Origin of the sequence: Bradyrhizobium sp. dw_78 (assembly GCF_018449525.1) — a bacterium.
In the GTDB taxonomy this organism is placed as follows: Bacteria; Pseudomonadota; Alphaproteobacteria; order Rhizobiales; family Xanthobacteraceae; genus Bradyrhizobium.
Genome location: NZ_JAAVUS010000007.1, coordinates 1 through 20299, shown reverse-complemented (window position 1 = coordinate 20299; position 20299 = coordinate 1). Strand labels below are relative to the sequence as shown.

The following is a 20299-nucleotide window of genomic DNA, read 5'->3' as shown; positions in this document are numbered from 1 at the left end:
GCTTGAAACCCGCGAACCACAAGGAAACGACCATGACCAAGTCCGGATTCCTGCTCGCCCTCGCCGCACTGGTGATCGGCGTGTCGCCGCTGCCGGCATCGGCTGACTCCATCCCCGGCCTGCGTGGCCACGATCATACCGGCATCACCGTGCCGGATGTGAAGGAGGCCACTGCCTTCTTCACCGACGTGATCGGCTGTACGCATGCGATGTCGTTCGGGCCGTTCGCGGATGACAAGGGAACGTTCATGCAGGATGTCGTCAACGTCAATCCGCGCGCCGTCATCGAAGAGGTCAGCATGGTCCGCTGCGGCTATGGCTCCAATATCGAGCTGTTTCAATACAAGGCGCCCGACCAGGCGAAGGATATGCCGAAGAACAGCGACATCGGCGGACACCACATCGCTCTCTATGTCGATGATATCGACAAGGCGGCAGCCTATCTCAAGTCAAAGAATGTCAGGACGATGCAAGGGCCGGTCCCGATCAATGAAGGCCCCGCGGCGGGACAGTCGATCCTGTATTTCTTCGCGCCATGGGGCCTGCAGATGGAGCTGATCAGCTATCCCAAGGGAATGGCTTACGAGAAGGACGCAAAATCATTGCTCTGGATGACCACGGAGCCGATGAAATAAGGCGCTTCTCGTCAGCGTATCCGCGCCCGTTCGAATGACAGCGCCGCAGCATTACGTCCCATGCTCTGGCGCCGCTGGTCCGGCGGACAGACAAAGCTCTCGGTCGGAACGCTGCGTAACCGCTCGACCGGTTTACGATCGGATGTGTCCGCCTGCATCATCGGATCGGCCTTGAAGGTCGATTTGAGAAAGCTGGACACCGCGCGGATGCGTGGCACGAATTGCAGGTCGGTATGGACGTTGAGCCATACTTCGCGGGCTGTCGACGCCTTGTCGTGAAGCACCGGCACCAGATCGTCGCGGCCGTCCACAGCGAAGCTCGGCAGCAGCACCAGCCCGATGCCGCCGGCCGCGGCGTTCATCTGCGCGATCATGCTGTTGGAGTGAAAGCTGACCTTCGGGTTCTTGATGACATCGTCGAGCCAGCGCACGGAGGCCAGCTGAATGAGATCGTCGATATAGGTGACGAAGCTGTGCCGGGCCAAATCCGACGGGCTCTCGGGCATCCCGTTCTGGTCGAAATAGCTTTGCGAGCCGAATAGCCTGAGCTGGAAGCAGCCGAGTTTTTCGGACACCATGCCCTGGCCGGGCGGCTGGAAGAAGCTCAGGAAAAGATCGGCTTCGCGCCGGTTGACCGAGATCGCCTGAGGCGATGTCAGCAATTCGATGGTCAGGTTCGGATGCTGCTGTCGCAGGCCGGCGAAGCGGGAGGCGAGGTAAAGCGAGGCGATGCCTTCCATGGTGGCAAGCCGCACCCGGCCGGCCATCCGGCTGCCGCCGCATTGCAGGTCCTCGCGCATCGCGATCACGGCGCTCTCGATCCGCTCGGCATGGCAGAGCAGGCGCTCGCCGGCTTCGTTGACGCGCAATCCCGATGGCAGGCGCTCGAACAGCGCGACGCCGAGCGTGCTCTCCAGATGCGCGATCCTGCGGCTGATGGTGGATTGATCCACCCTCAGACGTTTTGCCGCATTGCCCAGGCTTCCGCCGTGGGCCGCGTGGATAAAGACCTTGAGGTCGTCCCAATCGAGCGAATTAAAGTCTTGTATGTTCATGCCAATTTTATAGGCAAAAGTTATGCCAATTTGGGCGGGCGTGGGGCTGGCAGGGCGTTTGCAAGGCCGGTTGCAGGATTGCCTCTACCCGGATCGCTGCAAAGCAACCTAGCCTGCCTGCAACAGAGGACGGATTTCATGCTGGCTCGCTTCAAGGCTGCCGCGGTACATGCGGCGCCGGTATTTCTGGACAGGCAGGCGACCACGAAAAAGGCGATCTCGCTGATCCGGGAAGCCGCCGCAGCCGGCGCCGCAATCGTGGCGTTTCCGGAGACTTTTATCCCGGCGTTTCCGGTTTGGGCCGCCTTGTGGGCGCCGATCGACAACCACGACCTGTTCGTGCGCATGGCGGATCAGTCCGTCCTGGTCGATGGCCCCGAGGTGAAGGCGATCCGGGACGAGGCGCGTTCGTTGGGAATCCTGGTGTCGATCGGCATCAGCGAGAAATCGACGGCCAGCGTCGGCGGCCTGTGGAACAGCAACCTTCTGATCGGCGAGGATGGCGAAATCCTCAACCACCACCGCAAGCTGGTTCCGACCTTCTATGAAAAGCTGATATGGAGCGCGGGTGACGGCGCCGGGTTGCGCGTTGTCGACACCAGAGTGGGACGGGTCGGACAGTTGATCTGCGGCGAGAACACCAATCCGCTGGCACGCTACGCGCTGATGGCGCAGGGCGAACAGTTCCATATTTCAAGCTGGCCGCCGGTGTGGCCGACCCGCCGTCCGGCCGAAGGCGGCAATTATCACATCGCGGCCGCGACCCGGATTCGCGCCAGCGCGCATTGCTTCGAGGCCAAGGTCTTCGGTCTGGTTACCGCCGGTGTGCTCGACAAGGCGGCGCGGGATATGCTGGTGGCGCGCGATCCGGCGGCGGCTGCCGTGCTGGACGCCACGCCGCGTGCGGCGTCGTTCTTCATCGATCCGACCGGCGAACAGATCGGCGAATCGCTGTGCGAGGACGAAGGCATCCTCTACGCCGACATCGATCTGAACCGTTGTGTCGAGCCGAAGCAGTTTCACGACGTGGTCGGCTACTATAACCGCTTCGATATTTTCGACCTCAACGTCAATCGCCGTCGGCTCAGTCCTGCCACCTTCGTCAACGAACCGGAGCTATCTGCCGTTTTGGCCGAGGCCGAAACCGGTGCGCGGGACGACAAGGGATTTTTCGCTGGGGCCTAGCCCCGATCGCAGTCACCGGCTGGTTCCGGTGGTGATCGAACTGATAAGGAGTGCGTCATGAAATTTGACCGTCGGCAGCTTTTGCTCGGAGGAGCCGGCACCGCAGCCGGGCTCATGCTTCCAGGTGTCGGCGCCATGGCGCAGTCGCCGGCCAGCATCGGCACGTTTCCGGATGGCGTCTCCGCGGATTCGGTGTTCGTCGGCCTGACCATCCCGCTGACCGGTGTGTTCTCGGGCGACGGCGGCGACCTCAAGCTCGGCTATGAACTGGCGATCGCGCAGATCAACGCCGGCAGCGATGTCGCGCGGGCATGGAGCCTGAAAGGCAAGGGCGTGCTCGGCCGCCAGATCCGCTACAATGTCTCGGACACCGAGGGCAAGCCGAACCTCGATGTGCAGAGCGCGACCAAGTTCATCCAGCAGGACAAGGCGATCATGCTGGCAGGCTCGGTCTCAAGCGCCAGCGCCATTGCGCTTGAAGAACTGGGCTCCCGCGAAAAGGTGCTCTACATGGTCGGCATCGCCGGCTCCAACGACATCACCGGCAAGAATTGCCAGCGCTACGGCTTCCGCTCACAGCAGAACGCCTACATGGCCGCCAAGGCGCTGGCTCCGGTCGTGGCCAAGGCGCTGGGCAAGAATATCAAGGCTGCTTTCCTGGTGCCGGACTACACCTATGGCCACACCGTCTATGACAGCTTCGCCCAGTTTTCCAAGGAGCAGGGCTGGCAGGAAGTCGCCAAGGAGGTCGTGCCGCTCGGCACCACCGATTACAGCTCGGCGCTCCTGAACATCGCCAATAGCGGTGCCGATGTCTTCGTCAACATCGCCTTCGGCGGCGACGCCATCGCCTCGACCAAGCAGGCCGAGCAGTTCGGCGTGCTGAAGCGCATGAAGCTGGTCGTCCCCAACCTGTCGTCGTTCCAGGACAAGGAACTCGGCGCCGAATTGATGCAGGGCGTCTACGGCAGTTGCGATTTCTGGTGGAGCCTGCAGGACCGCTACCCGCTCGCCAAGACCTTCGTCGAAACCTTCGTCGCCCAGAACAAATACTATCCGCGCTGGGGCGCCCACATCGCCTACATGCAGACCTATCTCTGGGCGCTCACCGTCGAGCGCGTCAACACGTTCAATCCGGTCGATGTGATCAAGGCGATGGAGAATTCCAAGGCGCAGCCTTATGACACCACCATCGGCAAGGTCTATTTCCGTGCCGAGGACCATCAGATGGTGCGGCCGATTCCGATCCTTCGCGGCAAGGCGCCCGCGGAGATGAAAAATCCGGAGGATTTCTACGAGGTCGTCGATGTCGTCGACGGCGAGAGCGTGATGAACACGCCGGACTTTTTCGGCTGTAAGCTCGGCCCGTATATCTGAGCGCGGTGATGCCGAGCTGGCCCGCTTTGGTCTCGCAGGCCTTCAATGGCCTGGCACTTGGCGCGCTGCTGGCGCTGGTCAGCAGCGGGCTGACAATCATCCTCGGCACGCTCGGGGTGCTCAATTTCGCCCACGGCGCCTTGTTCGCCGTGGGCGCCTATGTCGCCTTCGTCATCCTGCAATACACTTCATCCTTTGTATTGGCGCTGCTCGGCTGCTGCGGCGTCATGCTGCTGCTCGGAATCCTGCTCGAGCGGGTCATCATCCGGCTATTTTACGACCGGCCCGACGAGGATCAGATCCTGGTCACCTACGGCATCGGCATCGTGCTGGTGGAGTGCCTCCGCGCGGCCTTCGGCGGCAACGCCCAGCGCGTCCCGGTGCCGTCCTGGGGGCGGGGCGCGACCCAGCTTGGTTTCCTGATCTATCCGACCTATCGTTTGCAGCTGATCGCGATCATCGCGATGCTGCTGCTCGGCCTCTATCTTGTGCTGTATCGCACCTCGGTGGGACTCGTCGTCCGCGCCGGGATCGAAAATCCGGCAATGGTCGGCATCCTCGGCATCAACGTCCGGCGCGCCTTCCTGCTGGTGTTCGCGGTCGGCGTGGTCGCGGTTGGCCTCGCCGGCATGCTGTACGCGCCGGTCGTCGCGGTGACGCCCGACATGGGCGCGAACTTCATGGCGCAGTCCTTTGTGGTGATCGTGCTGGGCGGTCTTGGCTCATTCCCCGGCGCGGTGGTCGGCGGCCTGATCGCCGGCGAGATCATCAGCCTGACCAGCGCGTTCAACTCCTCTTATTCCGAAGTGATGCTGTATGCACTGATGGCGCTGTTGCTGGTGCTGCGCCCGCAGGGGCTGTTCGGTTCGGAAGGCCGGGTATGAAGCGCGTTCGACCGGGGGGATTGCGGGCCTGTCTTCCCGAATTCGCCGTCCTCGTCACGCTGGTCGCGGCACCCGTCGTGCTGCCGCATGCCGGCTTTTCCACCGATCTGCTGACGCGAGTCCTGAACTGGGGCCTGATCGGCCTCGGCTTCGATATCCTGTTCGGGCTGACCGGCTTGTTGTCGTTCGGTCAGGCCGCGTTTTACGGCGCCGGTGGTTTTGTCACGGCCTATCTTTTGGTCTCCGGCACACTCGGCAGCGTATGGCTGGCGCTGGCGGCGGGGACGCTCGCCGCGGGCGTCTTCGGGCTTATGGTCGGCTGGCTCGCGGTGCGCCGGATCGGCATTTATTTCACCATGATCACACTGGCGTTCGGCCAGATGGCGTATTTCGTCGAGAACTCGCCGCTGTCGAAATATACCGGCGGCGAAAACGGCCTGCCCGGCGTTCCGGTGCCCGTGATCGGCTTCGGCCAGCACGCCATCCGCATCAGCGCGGGAATGCCGATGTATGTGCTGTTCGCCGGCATCTTCTTCATCGGTTACGTGCTGGCCCGCCGTATCGTCCGTTCGCCGGTCGGCGCGGTGCTGAAGGCGATCAAGCAGAACACCGGCCGCGTCGCCATGCTCGGCCACAACGTTCCGGCCTACAAATTGGCGGCCTTCGTCATCGCGGCGCTCTATGCCGGGCTTGCCGGCGGCCTGCTCGGCTCGTTTCAAAGCTACATGCCGCCCGACGCCTTTTCGCTGGAGACCTCCGGGCAGCTCGTCGTTCAGACCATCGTCGGCGGTGCGGGCACGCTGATCGGGCCGGCGGTCGGCGCCGCCGTCTGGCTGTGGTTGCGCGATAATCTGCAACTGATTCCGGGCCTTGCCACGCTGTGGAAGCTTGTTCTCGGCATCGCTTTCATCGTGCTAGTGATCGGGCTGCGCCGCGGCATCTGTGGCGAGATATTTCATTGGTGGAACGAGCGGCGCGATCTCGCCGCCTTGCGTGCGGCGGAGGCCAGAACGGCGGCGATCGAGGCGACGGGCGACGGCGTTGCGGTCGAGCCTGAACACCAAGCCGTTGACGTCACGCTGCCGCTTGCCGCGCCTGCGACCGGCAACAGCGATATCGCGCTCGAAGCGCGGTCGCTAGCGCGCCACTATGGCGGGCTCAAGGCCGTCGATGGCGTCTCCTTCAAGGTGCGGCGCGGTTCGATCCATGCGGTGATCGGTCCTAACGGCGCCGGCAAGAGCACATTGTTCAAGATGCTGCTCGACGAGGTCTCACCGTCCTCCGGCGAGGTGCTGCTGTTCGGAGACAGGGTGACCGGAGCCGGCGTCAGCCGCGCCGCGCAACTCGGAATCGCCAAGAGCAACCAGCTCAACCAGCTGTTTCTGAATCTGCCGGTGCGGAGCAATTTGCGCATCGCGGCGCTGGCGCGCCGCCGTGGGCCGCTGCGTCTCGATTTGTTGCGGCCGGCCGACAGTCTGCCCGAGGTGGAGCAGCAGGTCGATGCCATTCTGAAGCTGCTCGATCTGGCCGAGCGTGCCGATACGGCGGTACATATCCTGGCCTATGGCGAAAAGCGGCGGCTCGAAATCGGCATGGCGCTCGCTACCAGCCCGAACGTGCTGCTGCTCGACGAGCCGCTCGCGGGCATGAGCCCGCACGAGCGCGTTGCCACCTGCGCTTTCATTCGCGATATCGCGCGCACGCGCACCATCGTGATCGTCGAACACGACCTCGACGCGATCTTCGGCCTGGCCGAGCGCATCACTGTGCTCTACGAAGGCCGGCTGCTGGCGGACGGTTCGCCCGATGAGATCCGGCGCAACCAGGCGGTTCAGGATGCCTATCTCGGGGGGCTGCACGCGCATGAGCCTGCTTGAAGTCGACCGGATCAACACGCTGTACGGCGATTCCCACGTGCTGTTCGACCTGTCGCTCCGGGTCAAGCAGGGCGAGGTGGTGGCGCTGCTGGGCCGTAACGGCGCGGGCAAGACCACGACGCTGCGCTCGATCATGGGGGTGCTGGCGCCGAGGAGCGGCCAGATCCGGTTCGACGGAAAATCGATCGGCGGGTTGCCGCCGTCGGCCATCGCGGGCATGGGCGTGCAGCTCGTTCCGGAGGAGCGCGCCATCTTCGGCGGCCTGACGGTCGAGGAGAATCTGCGCGTCGCCGCGCTGACCGCACCGAATGCCTGGCCGTTTGACCGGATCTACCAAGTGTTTCCGCGACTCAAGGAGCGGCGCAAATCGGCGGGCCGCACCCTGTCCGGCGGCGAACAGCAGATGCTGGCGATCGCCCGCGCGCTGATCCGCGATGCCCGCATCATTCTGCTCGACGAGCCGTTTGAAGGCCTCGCACCGCTGATCGTGCGCGATCTCGTCGAAGTCGCCCGCAACCTGGCCGCCGAGGGCCGCACCATGATCGTGGTCGAGCAGAATGTCACGGCGGCGCTGAGCTTCGCCAACCGCGTCTACGGCCTCAACAACGGCCATGTCGTGTTCGAAGGCACCCCGGCCGATCTTTCCGCCAATCCGGGCCTGATGCGGGACTTTCTCGGCGTCGGCGTCTGAGGGGTTCGGGCCGGCCCGTGCGCGCGGTCCCGACCGTCCCCTTTTTCTTTTCGATATCCGGACAGCACTGAAGATTTCTTGCGGCAAGCTTTGCCTCGCGGCGAGGCGGACTTGTTCTCATTCAGCGTATTTTTTGATCCTTCTCGTTGAGATTTAGGCAACGACCGGGCATGCGCCTGCGCTATAATCCGCAGCGATTAGCGTAAGAAGCTGCATCCGTCCGACGGCGGCTTTGACAGGAGAGCGTCGATGGATGCGCAACGGCTCGGTCTGGTTTCGGCGCGGCTGCATTATTTCCAGACCGTGGCCCAGCTCGGTTCGATCCGGGGCGCGGCTCAGGTCCTCAATGTCGCCCCGTCGGCGATCAGCCGGACCGTTCAGGCGCTGGAAGCCACGCTCGGACTGCCGCTGTTCGAACGGGTCCGCCAGCGCCTCAAGCTGACCAGCGCCGGAGAGATACTGGTTTATCACGCCCGGGCGAGCGCCTCCGAACTCAACCAGGCCTGCGCCATCATCAACGATCTCACCGGCCTGCGGCGCGGCAAGATCGGGGTCTCCACGGTGGAAAGCGTGACGCGGGGGCTGCTACCGCGGATATTGGCCGAATTCTGGAAGCGTCTTCCCAATGTCGCGGTCGAAGTTAGGACCGTCGGCTCCAGCGAAGCCTTGCGATTGGTCGCCGAGGGTGAAACCGAACTCGGCATTGCATTCGATACCCGCGTACCGCGGGGCACCCAGCGGCTTGCCGGCGCGAGCCTGTCGCTCGGCGCGCTGTTGTGGCCAGCCCATCCGCTGGCCGGGCGCCGCGAGGTCCGGTTGAATGATTTTGCGGGCGAGCGTGTGTTTTTATCCGATGCGACGCTGGCGTTGCGGTCGTCGATCGAGGGGGCGCTGCTCGACAGCCATATCGAATTCGATCCCCGGGCAGTGACCAACTCGATCGATTTCATGGCCAAATGCGTGACGGCCAAACTGGGCGTGGCTTTCCAGACCAGGGTCGGCGTCGAAAGCGAGTTGTTGCGCGGCGAGCTTCTATTTGTGCCGCTGCGCGATCCGGCCCTGCGTCCGCGACGGCTGTTGCTGGCGTCGCGCGCCAAGACCTTCCCGACCGAGCCGCCGGCTCTGCTGTCGAAACTGTTGAGCGCCGCGATCGGCCAGCTCGACGGCCAGTGACAGACCGTTTACTTGTTGCATTTTTGAGAACATCTCGATCATGATTTAGCGGCTATCTGGAACGGTTTCGTGCCGCTACGGTCCGCTTGCCAGAGCGCGATCCGGAGAACCGGTTTTCCGAAAAGATTCCGCTCTCAGGATCGGTGGATGCATTCTCGGGAAGCCGTACAGTTTCAGCGCCGTCGTCCCGGCAATCGCCCGGCGCGCCGCTCGGATAGTGGCCCGTCCATTGCACGCGCAAGCCGCGACCCGCGAGCGAACGCAATGGACCAATCGGTGCAATCAGAATCGAAATTTGCCGTCGAGGCCGGCCGATCCGCGACTTCCGCGGAACAGCCCAGCAAGGTGATCGAGCTCGAAGCGGTCTCGGTTCGGTTCGGGCAGGGCCGCAGCGGCACGACGGCGCTAGGCGAAACCACGCTGGATGTACGTAAAGGCGAGTTCATTTCGTTTGTCGGACCTTCCGGCTGCGGCAAGTCGACCATCCTGCGGCTGGTCAGCGGCCTCGTTCGCCCGACCAACGGCGTCGTGGTGGTCGGAGGCCGGGAGGTCGGGGTCAAGGCGCTGCGGATCGGCATGGCGTTTCAGAACGCCAGCATGATGCCGTGGCTGACGGTCGAGCGAAACGTGATGCTGCCGCTCAAGATCGTGCCGCCATTCCGGGCGGATTATCGCCGCAAGCGCAAGGGCGAGTTTCGCGACCGTGTTCGCGCCCTGCTGGCGCAAGTGGGCCTAAGCGATTTTGCCGATCATTTTCCGTGGCAATTGTCGGGCGGCATGCTTCAGCGCGCCAATCTCTGCCGGGCGCTGGTGCATGATCCGCAACTGCTGTTGCTCGATGAACCCTTTGGCGCGCTGGACCAGTTTACCCGGGAGGAGCTCTGGGGCACGTTGCAGGCGCTGTGGCTCGACAAGCGCCCGACGGTGCTCTTGGTGACGCACGATCTGCGGGAAGCCGCCTATCTGGGGTCGCGGATTTGCGTGATGAGCGCGCGACCCGGACGAATCATCAGCGACACGCCGGTTCCGTTTGCCTATCCGAGAACACTCGAGACCACCTATGAGCCCGAATTCATCGCGCTCGGAAAGCGGATGCGCGAGTTGATCGTTCCGGTTCAGACCTCCGGCGGGAGCGCCTGAATCATGGCACGCATCACTCGGGTCTTGTCCGCCACTGCCGTCATCCTCGGCTTCTTCGGGGCCTGGGAATTGCTCTGCCGTCTATTGCACGTCAGCGACCTCGTGCTGCCGCTGCCGAGCCAGATCCTGGTGACGCTGATTGAGCGCTTCCCCGATCTCTGGCCTCATCTCATTCAGACCATTGCCAGCACGCTGGCGGGCTTTACCTTCGGCGTGCTGGCCGGTGTGGTGATCGGCGTTATGGTCGGCAGTTCACGGCTTGCCTACGATACGCTGTATCCGCTGCTGATCGGGTTCTCGTCGGTGCCGAAGGTGGCGATCATTCCGATCTTCGTGATCTGGTTCGGCGCCGGCACGATCCCGGCGATCCTGACCGCGCTTTCGCTGTCGATCTTTCCGGTGGTGGTGAATGTCGCGACCGGCATCTCGACCAGCGAACCCGAACTCGAGGACGTGCTGCGCGCGCTGGGCGCCAGCCGCCGCGACATCCTATGGAACGTGGCTTTGCCCCGCACGCTTCCCTATTTATTCGCCTCGCTCAAGGTCGCCATCACGGTGGCCTTCATCGGCTCGATCACATCGGAAACGATCGCCTCGAACTACGGTATCGGCACCGTCATGATGGTGGCGTCCGCCAATTTCGACGTCGCGCTGCTGTTCGCGGGCCTTGCCCTGATCTCGATCACCGGCATTGCGCTGTACGGCCTGTTCTCCTTTGCCGAGGCGCGCTTCACCGGTTGGGCTACCCGCAAGAGCGCGGTTGCCTGATGTTCCCCTCATCATCCTCGTTTCCGACCAGCATGGAGTATTCCGAATGAAGCGCCTGTTCGTTTGGGCTTTGGCTTGCCTCGCCGTCGCGGCGATTTCAGGCGTGGCGAATGCCGAGCCGGTCAAGATCCGTTTTATCCTGGACTGGAAGGCGCAGGGGCCGGGCGCCTGGTTCTATGTCGCACGCGACAAGGGCTACTTCGCCGCCGAAGGTCTCGATGTCACCATCGACCAGGGTGACGGATCGGCCGCTGCCGTGAGTCACATCATGACCGGCGCCTACGATGCCGGATTTGGCGATATCAACGCCGTCATCCAGAACGCGGCGCAGCGTCAGGGTGAGCAGCCCCTGATGGTGTACATGCTCTACAACCGTGCGCCCTACGCTTTGATCGTCAAGGCGGACGGTCCGATCAAGACCCTGAAGGACATGGAAGGCCACACGCTGGCGGCTCCGGCGGGGTCGGCGACCGAGCGCATGTTCAAGCCGCTCGCGCTCAAGAATGGCGTCGATGCCGGCAAGGTCAAGGTTTTGAACGCCGCGCCCAATCTGATCGAACAGCTTCTGGTCAACGGCCAGGCCGATGCGATCGCGCAGTTCGCGCCGACCAGCTACATGAACTTTCTGGCGATGAAGAAATCGCCGGAGACGGACTTCCGATGGTTCTTCTATAGCGAGAACGGGCTTGATCTCTATTCCAACGGCATCCTGGTTTCGCAGAAACTGCTGAAGGAGAATCCCGAAGCGGTGCGTGGCCTGGTCAAGGCCCTGAACCGTGCCATCCTCGAGGTTGCAGCCGATCCGGACGAAGGCATCGCGACGCTAAAGAAAGTCGAGCCGCTGACCAATGTCGATCTCGAGAAACAGCGGCTGGTCTATACCGTGAACCAGCAATTGCGGACCGATGAAGTGGCACGGCTCGGGCTCGGCGACCTCGATGACGGCCGGCTGCAGGCTGCGATCAAGACGGTCGCGGACGCCTATGCGCTGCCCCGCACGCCTGCGATGGACGAAGTCTTCAGCCGCGCTTTCCTGCCCTCCAAGGCCGATCGCATTCTGCCGCCGGCCCATTGATCGAAGCGCTCATTTCACGACGGGATGGAAAGCAAAATGACGGAGAACAACATGGCAGCCGAGCATGATCGCCTGATGGCGATTGCCATCGAGGAAGCCAGGGCCGGCGCGGCACAAGGCGAACAGCCGTTCGGAGCGGTGGTGGCGCTGAACGGCGAAGTCGTGGTCAGGAGCCGCAGCCTCAAAGTGTCGGCCTGCGATGCCACCGCCCATTCGGAGACCCTTGCCGTCAAATACGCCACCCAGAAACTCGGGCGGCGGACCCTGCCGGATTGCACCTTCTATGCGACCTGCGAGCCGTGCCCGATGTGTCTCGGCGCCATCCTCAACGGCGGCATCAACACGCTGGTGCTCGGCGCGCGCAACCGGGACATCAAGCAACTCGCCAAGATCGCTTTCAATTTCAATGATTATACGGTCGAGCGTTTCGCCGAAATGACCGGATGGGATCTGAAGGTGATCGAGGGGGTGAGGACTCCCGAATGCATCGAGCTCTACGCGACCGCCGCGGTCGAATTGACCCGCTGACAGTTCGGATATCATCGACATGCAACCAAATGTCGTGGCGCGCGTCATCGCCGGGCTGAAAGCCGCCGGCGTCAGCGTGGTCTGCTACCTGCCGGACTCGCTGTTCAAGGAGCTTTATCCGGCGCTCGATCAGGATCCCGATATCCGGACCATCCAGGTCACCAACGAGGGCGAGGGCGCGGCGATCTGCGGCGGCCTGTTCCTGTCGGGCAAGCGCGCGGCGCTGATCATGGAAAATTCGGGCCTGCGTGCCTCGATCGAGCCATTGGCCCGGATGGGTATGGGCGCCGGAATCCCGGTTGTGATGCTGATGAGCTATCGCGGCGATCTGGGCGAGAACAACTGGTGGGCGATCCCGCACGGCATGACCATGGAGCCGCTGCTCGAGGCGATGCGCATTCCCTATCGCGTGGTCGATCGCGAGGACGAGATCGAGCGTTCGATCAGGGACGCGTTTCAATGGTCCTATGCGGCCTATTACCATTCGGCGATCGCGCTGACCGGAGCGCTGGTGCGATGAAGCGATATGATTGCATGGAGCGCCTCGGCGCGATGCTCAAGGACGAACTGGTGATCCTGTCGCTCGGCGGCAGTGTCGACGAGTGGTACAACGCCGCGCCCCATATGCGCGCTGCCAGCCTGTTCCAGCAGCAGCTCGGCTGCGTCACGCCGCAGGCCTTCGGCCTCGCCGTCGGCCTGCCGCACCGGCGCATCGTCTCGCTCGATACCGACGGCGGTATGCTGTTCAATCTTGGAATTCTGGCGACGCTGGGCAACGAGCAGCCGGCCAATCTGCTGGTCGTCGTCTGGGACAACGAATGCTACCAGTCGATCGGCGGTCCCCCGACCCACACCGCAAAGGGCAAGGTCGACATCGCCGCGATCGCCCGCGGCGCTGGCGTCGGCCATTCCTACACGGTGTACGATCTCGACGCCTTCGAATCGCGCTGCCGGGACGGTCTCGCCGCCCGCGTGCCCCATGTCATCGTCGCGAAAGTCGAACCAGGCGTCCGGCGCGACGTCCATCGCAAGCACAGCGATGGACGTGAAGACAAATACATCTTCGTGCGCCATATCGAGGCCACCGAAGGCATCGTCATCATGGGACCGAGCGAACATAATTGAGCCCGCGCCGGTTTCCGTGCGGCATGTTGGCCGTCGGCAGGCATAAAGCCCAGTCGATGATTGCGATGCATGTGAAGATCGGCGACTCCGTCAAGTTCCCCAAGACGGTCGGCGAGTCCGACATCTATTTGTTCGCCGGGGCTGACCGGTAACCTCTCGCGGAACCATGTCGATGGCGCGTTCATGAGCGGTGACGGCATCGTCGGGATGGCTATTGCCTCGTGTAACGTTATAACGTTATATGGCGCGCCCGCTGGGATCTGAGGGGAAAGGCGACTACTTTGGCGCAGGCCAACGGAACGTTGTTGCGAACCTTCGTGCAGCGGTGCGGCGTTTATCTCGCGCTGGCAGCCCTGATGCTGCAATTCGCGCTGTCGTTCGGGCATATTCATGCCCAAGATTTCCATGCTGGCATCGCCTATCCGGAAGTTGCCGATGTGAAAGCGGACGCCGTTGGCGGCTGGCATGGACCCGCGAAACTGGAAATATCGGCGCCGCTTCCCTCGAAACTGGCGGACGATGATGACCATTGCCCGATCTGCCTGTCGACCTTCCTGTTGTCGACCTCCTTCATCCCGGACGCGCTGCGGCCACCGCCGTCGTCCGAATTCAACCATATCGATCGTCTTTTAGCGCTCGCCTTCGATATCGCTGTCGAGGCGCATCGCGCGCCATTTCAATCGCGCGCCCCGCCCTTGGGCTGACAGGTATTTGCCGCCCGACCTTCGGACGTTGTGCCATGCACGCTTCCGGCTGCGCAAAGAACTGAAACCACCACGTCTTCCGCAGTCACGGTTTGAGAGCCGTCAGCGATGCTGTTCGGTGCCGCGATGGCAACGCGGTTTCAGCGGTTCGCGCGCCACGCAACGATCTGCATTCCGGATCGGGCCAGTGCGTCGTGAGACGTATCTTTGAAACCTGATCAGCCGCGATCTCTGACGCGGCCGTTCCTATCCGAACCCTTGCCGGTGGACGCCCTCATGTTGAAACGCACAGGTTCCTATTTTTACGCCGTGCTCCTGCTGTCCTTGTCGATCGCGCGCGCGGAGGCGCATCCGCATGTCTGGGTCACGTTCCACAGCGACGTGATCTACGCGGCGGATGGCGCCATGACCGGGGTTCGTCATGCCTGGACGTTCGATGACATGTTTTCCGCCTATGCGACCCAGGGCATTCCCCATGCCAAAAAAGGTCAATTCACCCGCGAGGAACTCGCCTCGCTGGCTCAGTTGAACGTCGATTCGCTGAAGGAATACGACTACTTCACCTATGCGCGTGCGGACGGCAAGAAGCTGAAGTTTTCCGATCCGGTCGACTATTGGCTCGAATACAGGAATGCGACGCTCACTTTGCATTTCACCCTGCCTTTGAAGGCTCCCGCGACGGCAAAGGCGATGCAGATCGAAGTCTACGATCCCTCGATCTTCGTGGACTTCGAATTTGCCAAGGACAAGCCGGTTTCCCTGGACGGAGCGCCGCAGCAATGCCTGCTGACGGTTGATCTGCCGCACCAGCCGACGCCTGCCGAGCAGTTGCGGCTCAGCCAACTCGATACCACGCCGCTCGACGCCTCGAGCACTTACGGAGAAATCTTCGCCAACAAGATGCTGGTGAGATGTCCGTGATCCCCGCTCGATCGACAGTTCGCAAAACACGAAAGTCAGCAAACGATGAACGCTTACAACGGTAATTCTTCGCGCGGTGCAGCCTGGATGGCGGTGCTCGCTGCAATCCTGGCGATCTGCGCCATCGGCGCTACGCGGGCGCAAGGCGCGTCGCCGTTCGGAGCGCCGCATCCGGCGGCAGGTTTCATGTCGCAATCGGGCGTGATGGGATGGGTGTTCGCCAAGCAGGCGGCGTTCTACCGCGCGCTGTCGGGTTTCATTCGGTCGAGCAAGGACGACGGCACCGCGATGTGGAGCCTGTTCGGGATCTCGTTTCTCTATGGCGTTTTTCACGCCGTCGGCCCCGGGCATGGCAAGGCGGTGATCTCCTCCTATCTCGTCGCCAATGAAGAAACCTGGCGCCGCGGTGTCGCTCTGTCGTTCGTGTCGGCGGCCATTCAATCCATCGTTGCGATTGCCATCGTGGCCATCGCGGCGATCCTGCTCGGCGCGACGGCAAAGGCGATCGGACTCACCGTTCATGTGGTCGAGATCGTCAGTTACGCGCTCGTCATTCTGATCGGGCTGCGGCTTCTGTTCGTCAAGGGCCGCAGCTTCCTTCGCGCCTGCCGCGAGTTCGATTGGCATCAGGGGGCCGGCGACGCGGCTGTTTCAGCAAGTCATGGCAGCAAGAGCTCCCTGCCTCACGCTGCGCTGGCCATGCGCTGCGGACAATGCGGTGCCGACGGACACACCGATCATGCCCACGGCTTTCATTGCCATGATGATCATGGTCATGACGATCACGAATCGGCCTGGGGACATGCGCACGGGCCGGAGCCGGCGGAATTGGCCGGCGCGGGCGGCTGGCGCCGCGGCCTGTCCGCGGTCATGGCCGTCGGCTTGCGTCCTTGTTCCGGCGCGATCATCGTGCTCATCTTTGCGCTGGCCCAGGATCTGCTATGGACCGGCATCGGCGCGACGCTGATCATGGGATTGGGCACGGCCATCACCGTCGCCGCGATCGCAACCGTCGCGGTCGGCGCGCGCCAGATCGCGAGCCGCATCGCGCAGACCCGCTCGGGATTTGGCATGCTCGCCATGAGGGCGATCGAGGTTTGCGCCTCGGTGCTCATCGTCGCGTTCGGCGCGCTGTTGCTGGCCGGCTATATGGCAAGCGAGCAACTTTGGATGTTCACCGGCTAGTACCGGCCAGGCGGCGTGTACGGCCGCGGCATGTCGAGGGCGTGTCCCCGAATATCGGCGGCCCACGCCAAGCTAGAGCATGATCCGGAAAAGTGGGAACCGGTTTTCCGAAAAGATCATGCTCAAACAAAGAAGAGATCATGATCCGATTCGACCTGATCGGATCATGATCTAGTCCCGCTTCCAGCGTCACGGCATGATAGACCGTTTCATTCGCCGGGGTCGGCCACCTTTTTGTTAACTAAATGGTCAACTACAAATAGCCTTCCACTGGCGCGTCGATGGAAAATCCGTTCGGGGCGCCGCCAATAGGTGCGGTTCGGTCGTCTTCGTGCAAGGCGCCGGACGCCTGCGTTCGACGGGCGATCGGTATCGCTTTCGCGCTCGCCGCTACGGATTTCGCTTGAGGGTTACAGGAGAACTAAATGGCTGCGGCAAGACACGCTCGTCCCAACGAGCTTGAATCGGCTTCACTGGAGCAGATCAGCGATCGTTACGTCGCGCGTTTCGCCGATAGGCGCGCGGATTGGGCGGCGTTCGAGGACGCGAAGATCGAGGGTTTCAAGCGCGCGCAGCATCGCTTCATCGGAGCCGGAGGCTCCGGCAAGCACAACGATTCCGCAGCGATCCCGGCTGGAAATTTTACGCTTTCGATCATGTTCGTGCCGCCCGGCCAGGGCAATGCCGCGCATACCCACGAGGTCGAAGAGGTGTTTTTCGTCCTGCAGGGCTATCTCGACGTCTTCGTGCAGGATGAGGACGGCCGCAAGATCACCAAACCGCTGGTACCGTGGAAATGCATTTCCTGCCCGGCGGACGTGATTCATGGATATGAGAACAACAGCCTGGAGCCGGTTTATTTTCAGGTGATGCTCGGTCGCGGCAAGCCGGAAACCATGGGTTACTTGGATGACGAGGCTTTATAAGCATAAGCGCTGCGATGCGCACTTGAAAGCTTCCTGACAGCCTGAGATGAGCCTCAAGACAGGTCTTGAGGCGGTATAGAACGGGTCGGCGATCACGCCAGGATCAAGCCGGCCCGTTTTTTAATGGTCTGGATCAGACTGAACGGCGCCAGCACCGATGTTTTCGGATTCGACGGCAATGTCGTCGACCGGATCGTGGCGGTAATCTCGCCAAACGCGCCGCGCGCCACGAACGAATGATTGTTGCCGTTGGCCGCAGGATCGACGATCAGCCGCACCTTGGTTTTCTCGAAGCCGAGCCCGGCCAGGGCCAGCGCCGCGACCACATTGGCATTTTGCGGAAACTGCAACGCGGCCGTTCGTGCGTCGCATTCGAGAAACGTTTCCGCCGAGGTGACCGCGTTCAGCGCGATCATCTTCTCCGCGGGCGTGCCCTTCCAGGCCGCCGGCGCCTTCCGTCCGGAATATTCCACGGAATCGAGACCGGCTTCGCGGGCTGCGCTGATGGCATCGATGCCGCCGAGCGCGCCGCCGGGGATCAGCAAGCGGCCGCCGCCGCTGGCGGCAGCGTCGCGCAGCGTCCGTTCCAGCGCGGCGTCGGCCAGCGCACCCACCGAGACGACAAGGAGATCGGTTCCGTTGCGGATGACGGTTTCACCGGCCTCCCTGAGTGCCTGATGTCCGGCGCATTCGATCACCAGATCAGGCCGTGTCGCCAGCAGTGCCTCGATGCTGCCGACCCCGGGAGCGGGGCATGTCAGGGGCGGCGGCAGTGAAAAGACGGCAGCCACTTCGATCGAAGGCTCGGCGTTCAAATGCGCGACGACAAAGCTGCCGATCGCTCCGTAACCAATGACTGCAACCTTCAAGAACTTCCCCCAATGTCTGCGTCTGCGGCCCGATTCAGGGGCTCACGGCAAATAACGGCACTGATGTTGACTGCGTGGTCAACATGATGTCAAGTTTGACTCTTAAACACCGTATCCCTGATACGCTACCTTAAAAGCCGGGCCAGCAAAGCAAAAGCAGAACTGAGAACGAATGACAACGAATAGCGTCAATAGCCCGGCTGCGCCGCCCGCGCCGATGGACGGCGCATTTTCCGTTCTGAACCCCTGGGCCGGCGGCGTCGCTTTCTCGGTCCACCCGGTGGGCATCGATCAGGTCGGCCGCACCGTGCAGGCCGCCAAGGCGGCATTCCGGCAATTCATCAAGACGCCGGCCCATCAGCGCGCGTCCTGGCTCAACGGCGCGGCGAGCGCGATGGAGAAGGAGGCGGGCGCGTTCCCGGAACATCTGGTCTATGACAATGAAGGCCAGCTGCTGACGGGGTCGTTTGCCGATCATCGGAAGCCTGCGGTCCCGGATTTTCCTAATATTCGTTCGATTACGGTCGAGCTGAAACCCTGCCCGAACAACCCGTTCGGCGCCAAGGGCGCCGGTGAAGGCGGCCTGATTCCGGTCGGCGGCCTGATGGCCAATGCGATCGCGGATGCGTTGTCGCATCTCAACTTCCAGCCGATGGAGCTGCCGCTGTCGCCGCCGAAGATCTGGCAATTGGTCGAGGAGACGGAGGCCGCCCGTGCCGCGACTTCGTCATTTTCAATTTGATTTTCGCGGGCAGTTGCGCTTCGTCCCAACAATAGAGCGAGCGGAACTGTGGTTCGGCCCGATAAGCGCGGTGGGTTCGCTTGAGGGGCGGGATTTGCGAAACCGGTTTTTTAGCTCGCCTTATTGACGGAGGGAGCGCGTTTTGGCGCGTCGTAGCAGCGATCCGGCTCGCGTTCGCGAGAAGATACTTAAGCTGGCCATGGAAGAATTTGGCCGCGTCGGCTTTGAGGGCGCGCGCGTCGATCGCATCGCCGAGCGCTGCAATGTCAGTAAGAACATGCTGTATTATTACTTCAAGTCCAAAGAGGGGCTGTTCGTAGCTGCGCTCGAGCGGATGTATGAAAGCTTTCGAGATCAGCAGCGCGACCTGTCGGTGCGTGCCAGCGATCCGATTCTGGCGATGGAACAGCTTATCGAGCACATGTTCGCGGCGCTCGAGAGCAACCCGAACGCCATCCGCCTGCTGAACGAAGAAAACAAGCACCGCGGCAAATATATTCGCAAATCGAAGCGGATTCGGGAGCTGTACAATCCGCTGGTCGAGACGCTAAGCTTTATCCTGGAACGCGGCCGCAGAGATGGCGTGTTCCACGCGGCGCTCGATCCTGCCGTCGTCTATGTGACGCTGTCATCTCTGTGCTATCATTACCTTTCCAACCAGTACACGCTGGAGATCGCGCTTAACAAGGATCTCAGCTCGGTGAGCTCGCGCAAGCAATGGCTCCGGCACGTCACCGGTCTGGTTTTGCAATACTGCGTGGCCGATCCTAGCCTAGCGCTGGATCGCAAGCCGAATGTGCGATCCGCAGCGGTCAGCGCCGGCTGAGCCTGACCCGTTGGCCGGGGGTGGCCAGCGCATTTTCGGACAAACGCCGGTTGGCTTCTGATTTAGATCGCCGGCTCGATTCCCGGAATCGCGTGCGCCGGGATGATATCGTCTTCGATTCGGCTTCCGACTGGCTCCCATTTGATGGCTCACAGCGATAGCAGGCCGGTGAGCGGCATCAGAGCGAGCACCAGCATCAGCCTTGAAAGGCCGATTTTGGCAAGCGGCGGCGGAAAGAAGAACAGGCCGATGATGGTGCTGATCCTGACCATGCCCTGAGCCCGGCCGGCACCGGTGCCGCGCAGGAAGGCTGGATATGACAGTGCTGCCAGCGATGCCGAGACCGAGCCAGGGCCCAGCGTCTGGCCGAGGATGAAGACATAGATCAGCACGATCGAGAAATAGGGCGATACGCGGTCAACACAGAGCTCGGCGCATATGGCGCCTTGGCGCAATTCTTGCTCCCGCGATCTCGCGTGAGAGGATTGTCAGCCGCTGGATTGAAAGAACAATGGTCGCTTTGGAGACTCAGCCGGCGGGTAGCGTTTATGGCGCTTCTGCTCCCACTAGTTCGGCAAAGCCGGCAATGATTCACATTGCCGGCCTGGAAAAA

22 protein-coding genes are annotated in these 20299 nt (G+C 62.4%); 19 read left to right on the top strand and 3 right to left on the bottom strand.

From position 1 onward, the window contains the following. The first annotated feature begins 32 nt into the window (after window positions 1–32). The gene (locus tag HB630_RS18300; protein WP_213773681.1) at window positions 33–635 is read left to right on the top strand and encodes a VOC family protein; all 603 of its coding nucleotides are present in this window, start codon (window positions 33–35) and stop codon (window positions 633–635) included. 11 nt (window positions 636–646) lie between these two features. Here the strand turns inward: HB630_RS18300 and HB630_RS18295 are convergent, their stop codons facing one another. Further along, window positions 647–1684, bottom strand: a complete 1038-nt coding sequence (locus tag HB630_RS18295) for a LysR substrate-binding domain-containing protein (protein ID WP_213773984.1) — start codon at window positions 1682–1684, stop codon at window positions 647–649. A 144-nt stretch (window positions 1685–1828) separates the two neighbouring features. Between HB630_RS18295 and HB630_RS18290 the strand changes: the two genes are divergently transcribed. The 16 genes from HB630_RS18290 to HB630_RS18215 all read left to right on the top strand — a co-directional run bounded on the left by HB630_RS18290 (window position 1829) and on the right by HB630_RS18215 (window position 17249). After that, window positions 1829–2875, top strand: coding sequence for a carbon-nitrogen hydrolase family protein (locus tag HB630_RS18290; protein ID WP_213773680.1), 1047 nt, complete (start codon window positions 1829–1831; stop codon window positions 2873–2875). A gap of 57 nt (window positions 2876–2932) precedes the next feature. Next, a complete protein-coding gene (locus tag HB630_RS18285; RefSeq protein WP_213773679.1) occupies window positions 2933–4252 on the top strand; it encodes a substrate-binding protein in 1320 nt (439 codons plus the stop codon). A gap of 8 nt (window positions 4253–4260) precedes the next feature. Continuing rightward, entirely contained in the window at window positions 4261–5136 is an 876-nt protein-coding gene (locus HB630_RS18280; RefSeq protein WP_213773678.1) for a branched-chain amino acid ABC transporter permease, read from the top strand. Beyond that, window positions 5133–7013 carry a branched-chain amino acid ABC transporter ATP-binding protein/permease gene (locus HB630_RS18275; protein WP_213773677.1) on the top strand — a complete coding sequence of 627 codons (1881 nt, stop codon included), beginning with the start codon at window positions 5133–5135 and terminating at the stop codon, window positions 7011–7013. The genes HB630_RS18280 and HB630_RS18275 overlap by 4 nt, the downstream gene beginning before the upstream one ends. Further along, window positions 7000–7704: an ABC transporter ATP-binding protein gene (locus HB630_RS18270; RefSeq protein ID WP_213773676.1), complete on the top strand. Its 705-nt coding sequence runs from the start codon at window positions 7000–7002 to the stop codon at window positions 7702–7704. Before HB630_RS18275 ends, HB630_RS18270 begins: the two co-directional genes overlap by 14 nt. Before the next feature lie 249 nt (window positions 7705–7953). Beyond that, window positions 7954–8877: a LysR family transcriptional regulator gene (locus tag HB630_RS18265; RefSeq protein WP_213773675.1), complete on the top strand. Its 924-nt coding sequence runs from the start codon at window positions 7954–7956 to the stop codon at window positions 8875–8877. Between the two features lie 348 nt (window positions 8878–9225). Next, a complete protein-coding gene (locus HB630_RS18260) occupies window positions 9226–10017 on the top strand; it encodes an ABC transporter ATP-binding protein (RefSeq protein WP_346656114.1) in 792 nt (263 codons plus the stop codon). A 3-nt stretch (window positions 10018–10020) separates the two neighbouring features. After that, window positions 10021–10785, top strand: a complete 765-nt coding sequence (locus HB630_RS18255; protein WP_213773673.1) for an ABC transporter permease — start codon at window positions 10021–10023, stop codon at window positions 10783–10785. Between the two features lie 46 nt (window positions 10786–10831). After that, window positions 10832–11860, top strand: a complete 1029-nt coding sequence (locus tag HB630_RS18250) for an ABC transporter substrate-binding protein (protein WP_213773672.1) — start codon at window positions 10832–10834, stop codon at window positions 11858–11860. A gap of 36 nt (window positions 11861–11896) precedes the next feature. Continuing rightward, window positions 11897–12388, top strand: coding sequence for a nucleoside deaminase (locus tag HB630_RS18245; protein ID WP_213773671.1), 492 nt, complete (start codon window positions 11897–11899; stop codon window positions 12386–12388). Window positions 12389–12407: 19 nt separating this feature from the next. Continuing rightward, window positions 12408–12908: a thiamine pyrophosphate-binding protein gene (locus HB630_RS18240; RefSeq protein WP_213773670.1), complete on the top strand. Its 501-nt coding sequence runs from the start codon at window positions 12408–12410 to the stop codon at window positions 12906–12908. Continuing rightward, window positions 12905–13513, top strand: coding sequence for a thiamine pyrophosphate-dependent enzyme (locus HB630_RS18235; RefSeq protein WP_213773669.1), 609 nt, complete (start codon window positions 12905–12907; stop codon window positions 13511–13513). Before HB630_RS18240 ends, HB630_RS18235 begins: the two co-directional genes overlap by 4 nt. A gap of 281 nt (window positions 13514–13794) precedes the next feature. Beyond that, entirely contained in the window at window positions 13795–14217 is a 423-nt protein-coding gene (locus tag HB630_RS18230; protein WP_213773668.1) for a DUF2946 family protein, read from the top strand. A 276-nt stretch (window positions 14218–14493) separates the two neighbouring features. After that, a complete protein-coding gene (locus HB630_RS18225; protein ID WP_213773667.1) occupies window positions 14494–15138 on the top strand; it encodes a DUF1007 family protein in 645 nt (214 codons plus the stop codon). Between the two features lie 45 nt (window positions 15139–15183). Beyond that, window positions 15184–16323, top strand: a complete 1140-nt coding sequence (locus tag HB630_RS18220) for a nickel/cobalt transporter (protein ID WP_213773666.1) — start codon at window positions 15184–15186, stop codon at window positions 16321–16323. Between the two features lie 425 nt (window positions 16324–16748). Beyond that, window positions 16749–17249 carry a cupin domain-containing protein gene (locus tag HB630_RS18215; protein ID WP_213773665.1) on the top strand — a complete coding sequence of 167 codons (501 nt, stop codon included), beginning with the start codon at window positions 16749–16751 and terminating at the stop codon, window positions 17247–17249. 92 nt (window positions 17250–17341) lie between these two features. Here HB630_RS18215 and HB630_RS18210 read toward each other — a convergent pair whose 3' ends face one another. Continuing rightward, window positions 17342–18118 carry an aspartate dehydrogenase gene (locus HB630_RS18210; protein WP_213773664.1) on the bottom strand — a complete coding sequence of 259 codons (777 nt, stop codon included), beginning with the start codon at window positions 18116–18118 and terminating at the stop codon, window positions 17342–17344. Window positions 18119–18290: 172 nt separating this feature from the next. On the opposite strand from HB630_RS18210, the gene HB630_RS18205 reads away from it, so the two are divergent. Together HB630_RS18205 and HB630_RS18200 are read left to right on the top strand one after the other, a co-directional pair. Next, on the top strand, window positions 18291–18860 hold the full coding sequence (locus HB630_RS18205) for an aldehyde dehydrogenase family protein (protein ID WP_213773663.1): 570 nt from the start codon (window positions 18291–18293) through the stop codon (window positions 18858–18860). Window positions 18861–19002: 142 nt separating this feature from the next. After that, the gene (locus HB630_RS18200; RefSeq protein ID WP_213773662.1) at window positions 19003–19686 is read left to right on the top strand and encodes a TetR/AcrR family transcriptional regulator; all 684 of its coding nucleotides are present in this window, start codon (window positions 19003–19005) and stop codon (window positions 19684–19686) included. A gap of 149 nt (window positions 19687–19835) precedes the next feature. Here HB630_RS18200 and HB630_RS18195 read toward each other — a convergent pair whose 3' ends face one another. Beyond that, window positions 19836–20141 carry a hypothetical protein gene (locus HB630_RS18195; protein WP_213773661.1) on the bottom strand — a complete coding sequence of 102 codons (306 nt, stop codon included), beginning with the start codon at window positions 20139–20141 and terminating at the stop codon, window positions 19836–19838. Window positions 20142–20299 lie beyond the last annotated feature (158 nt).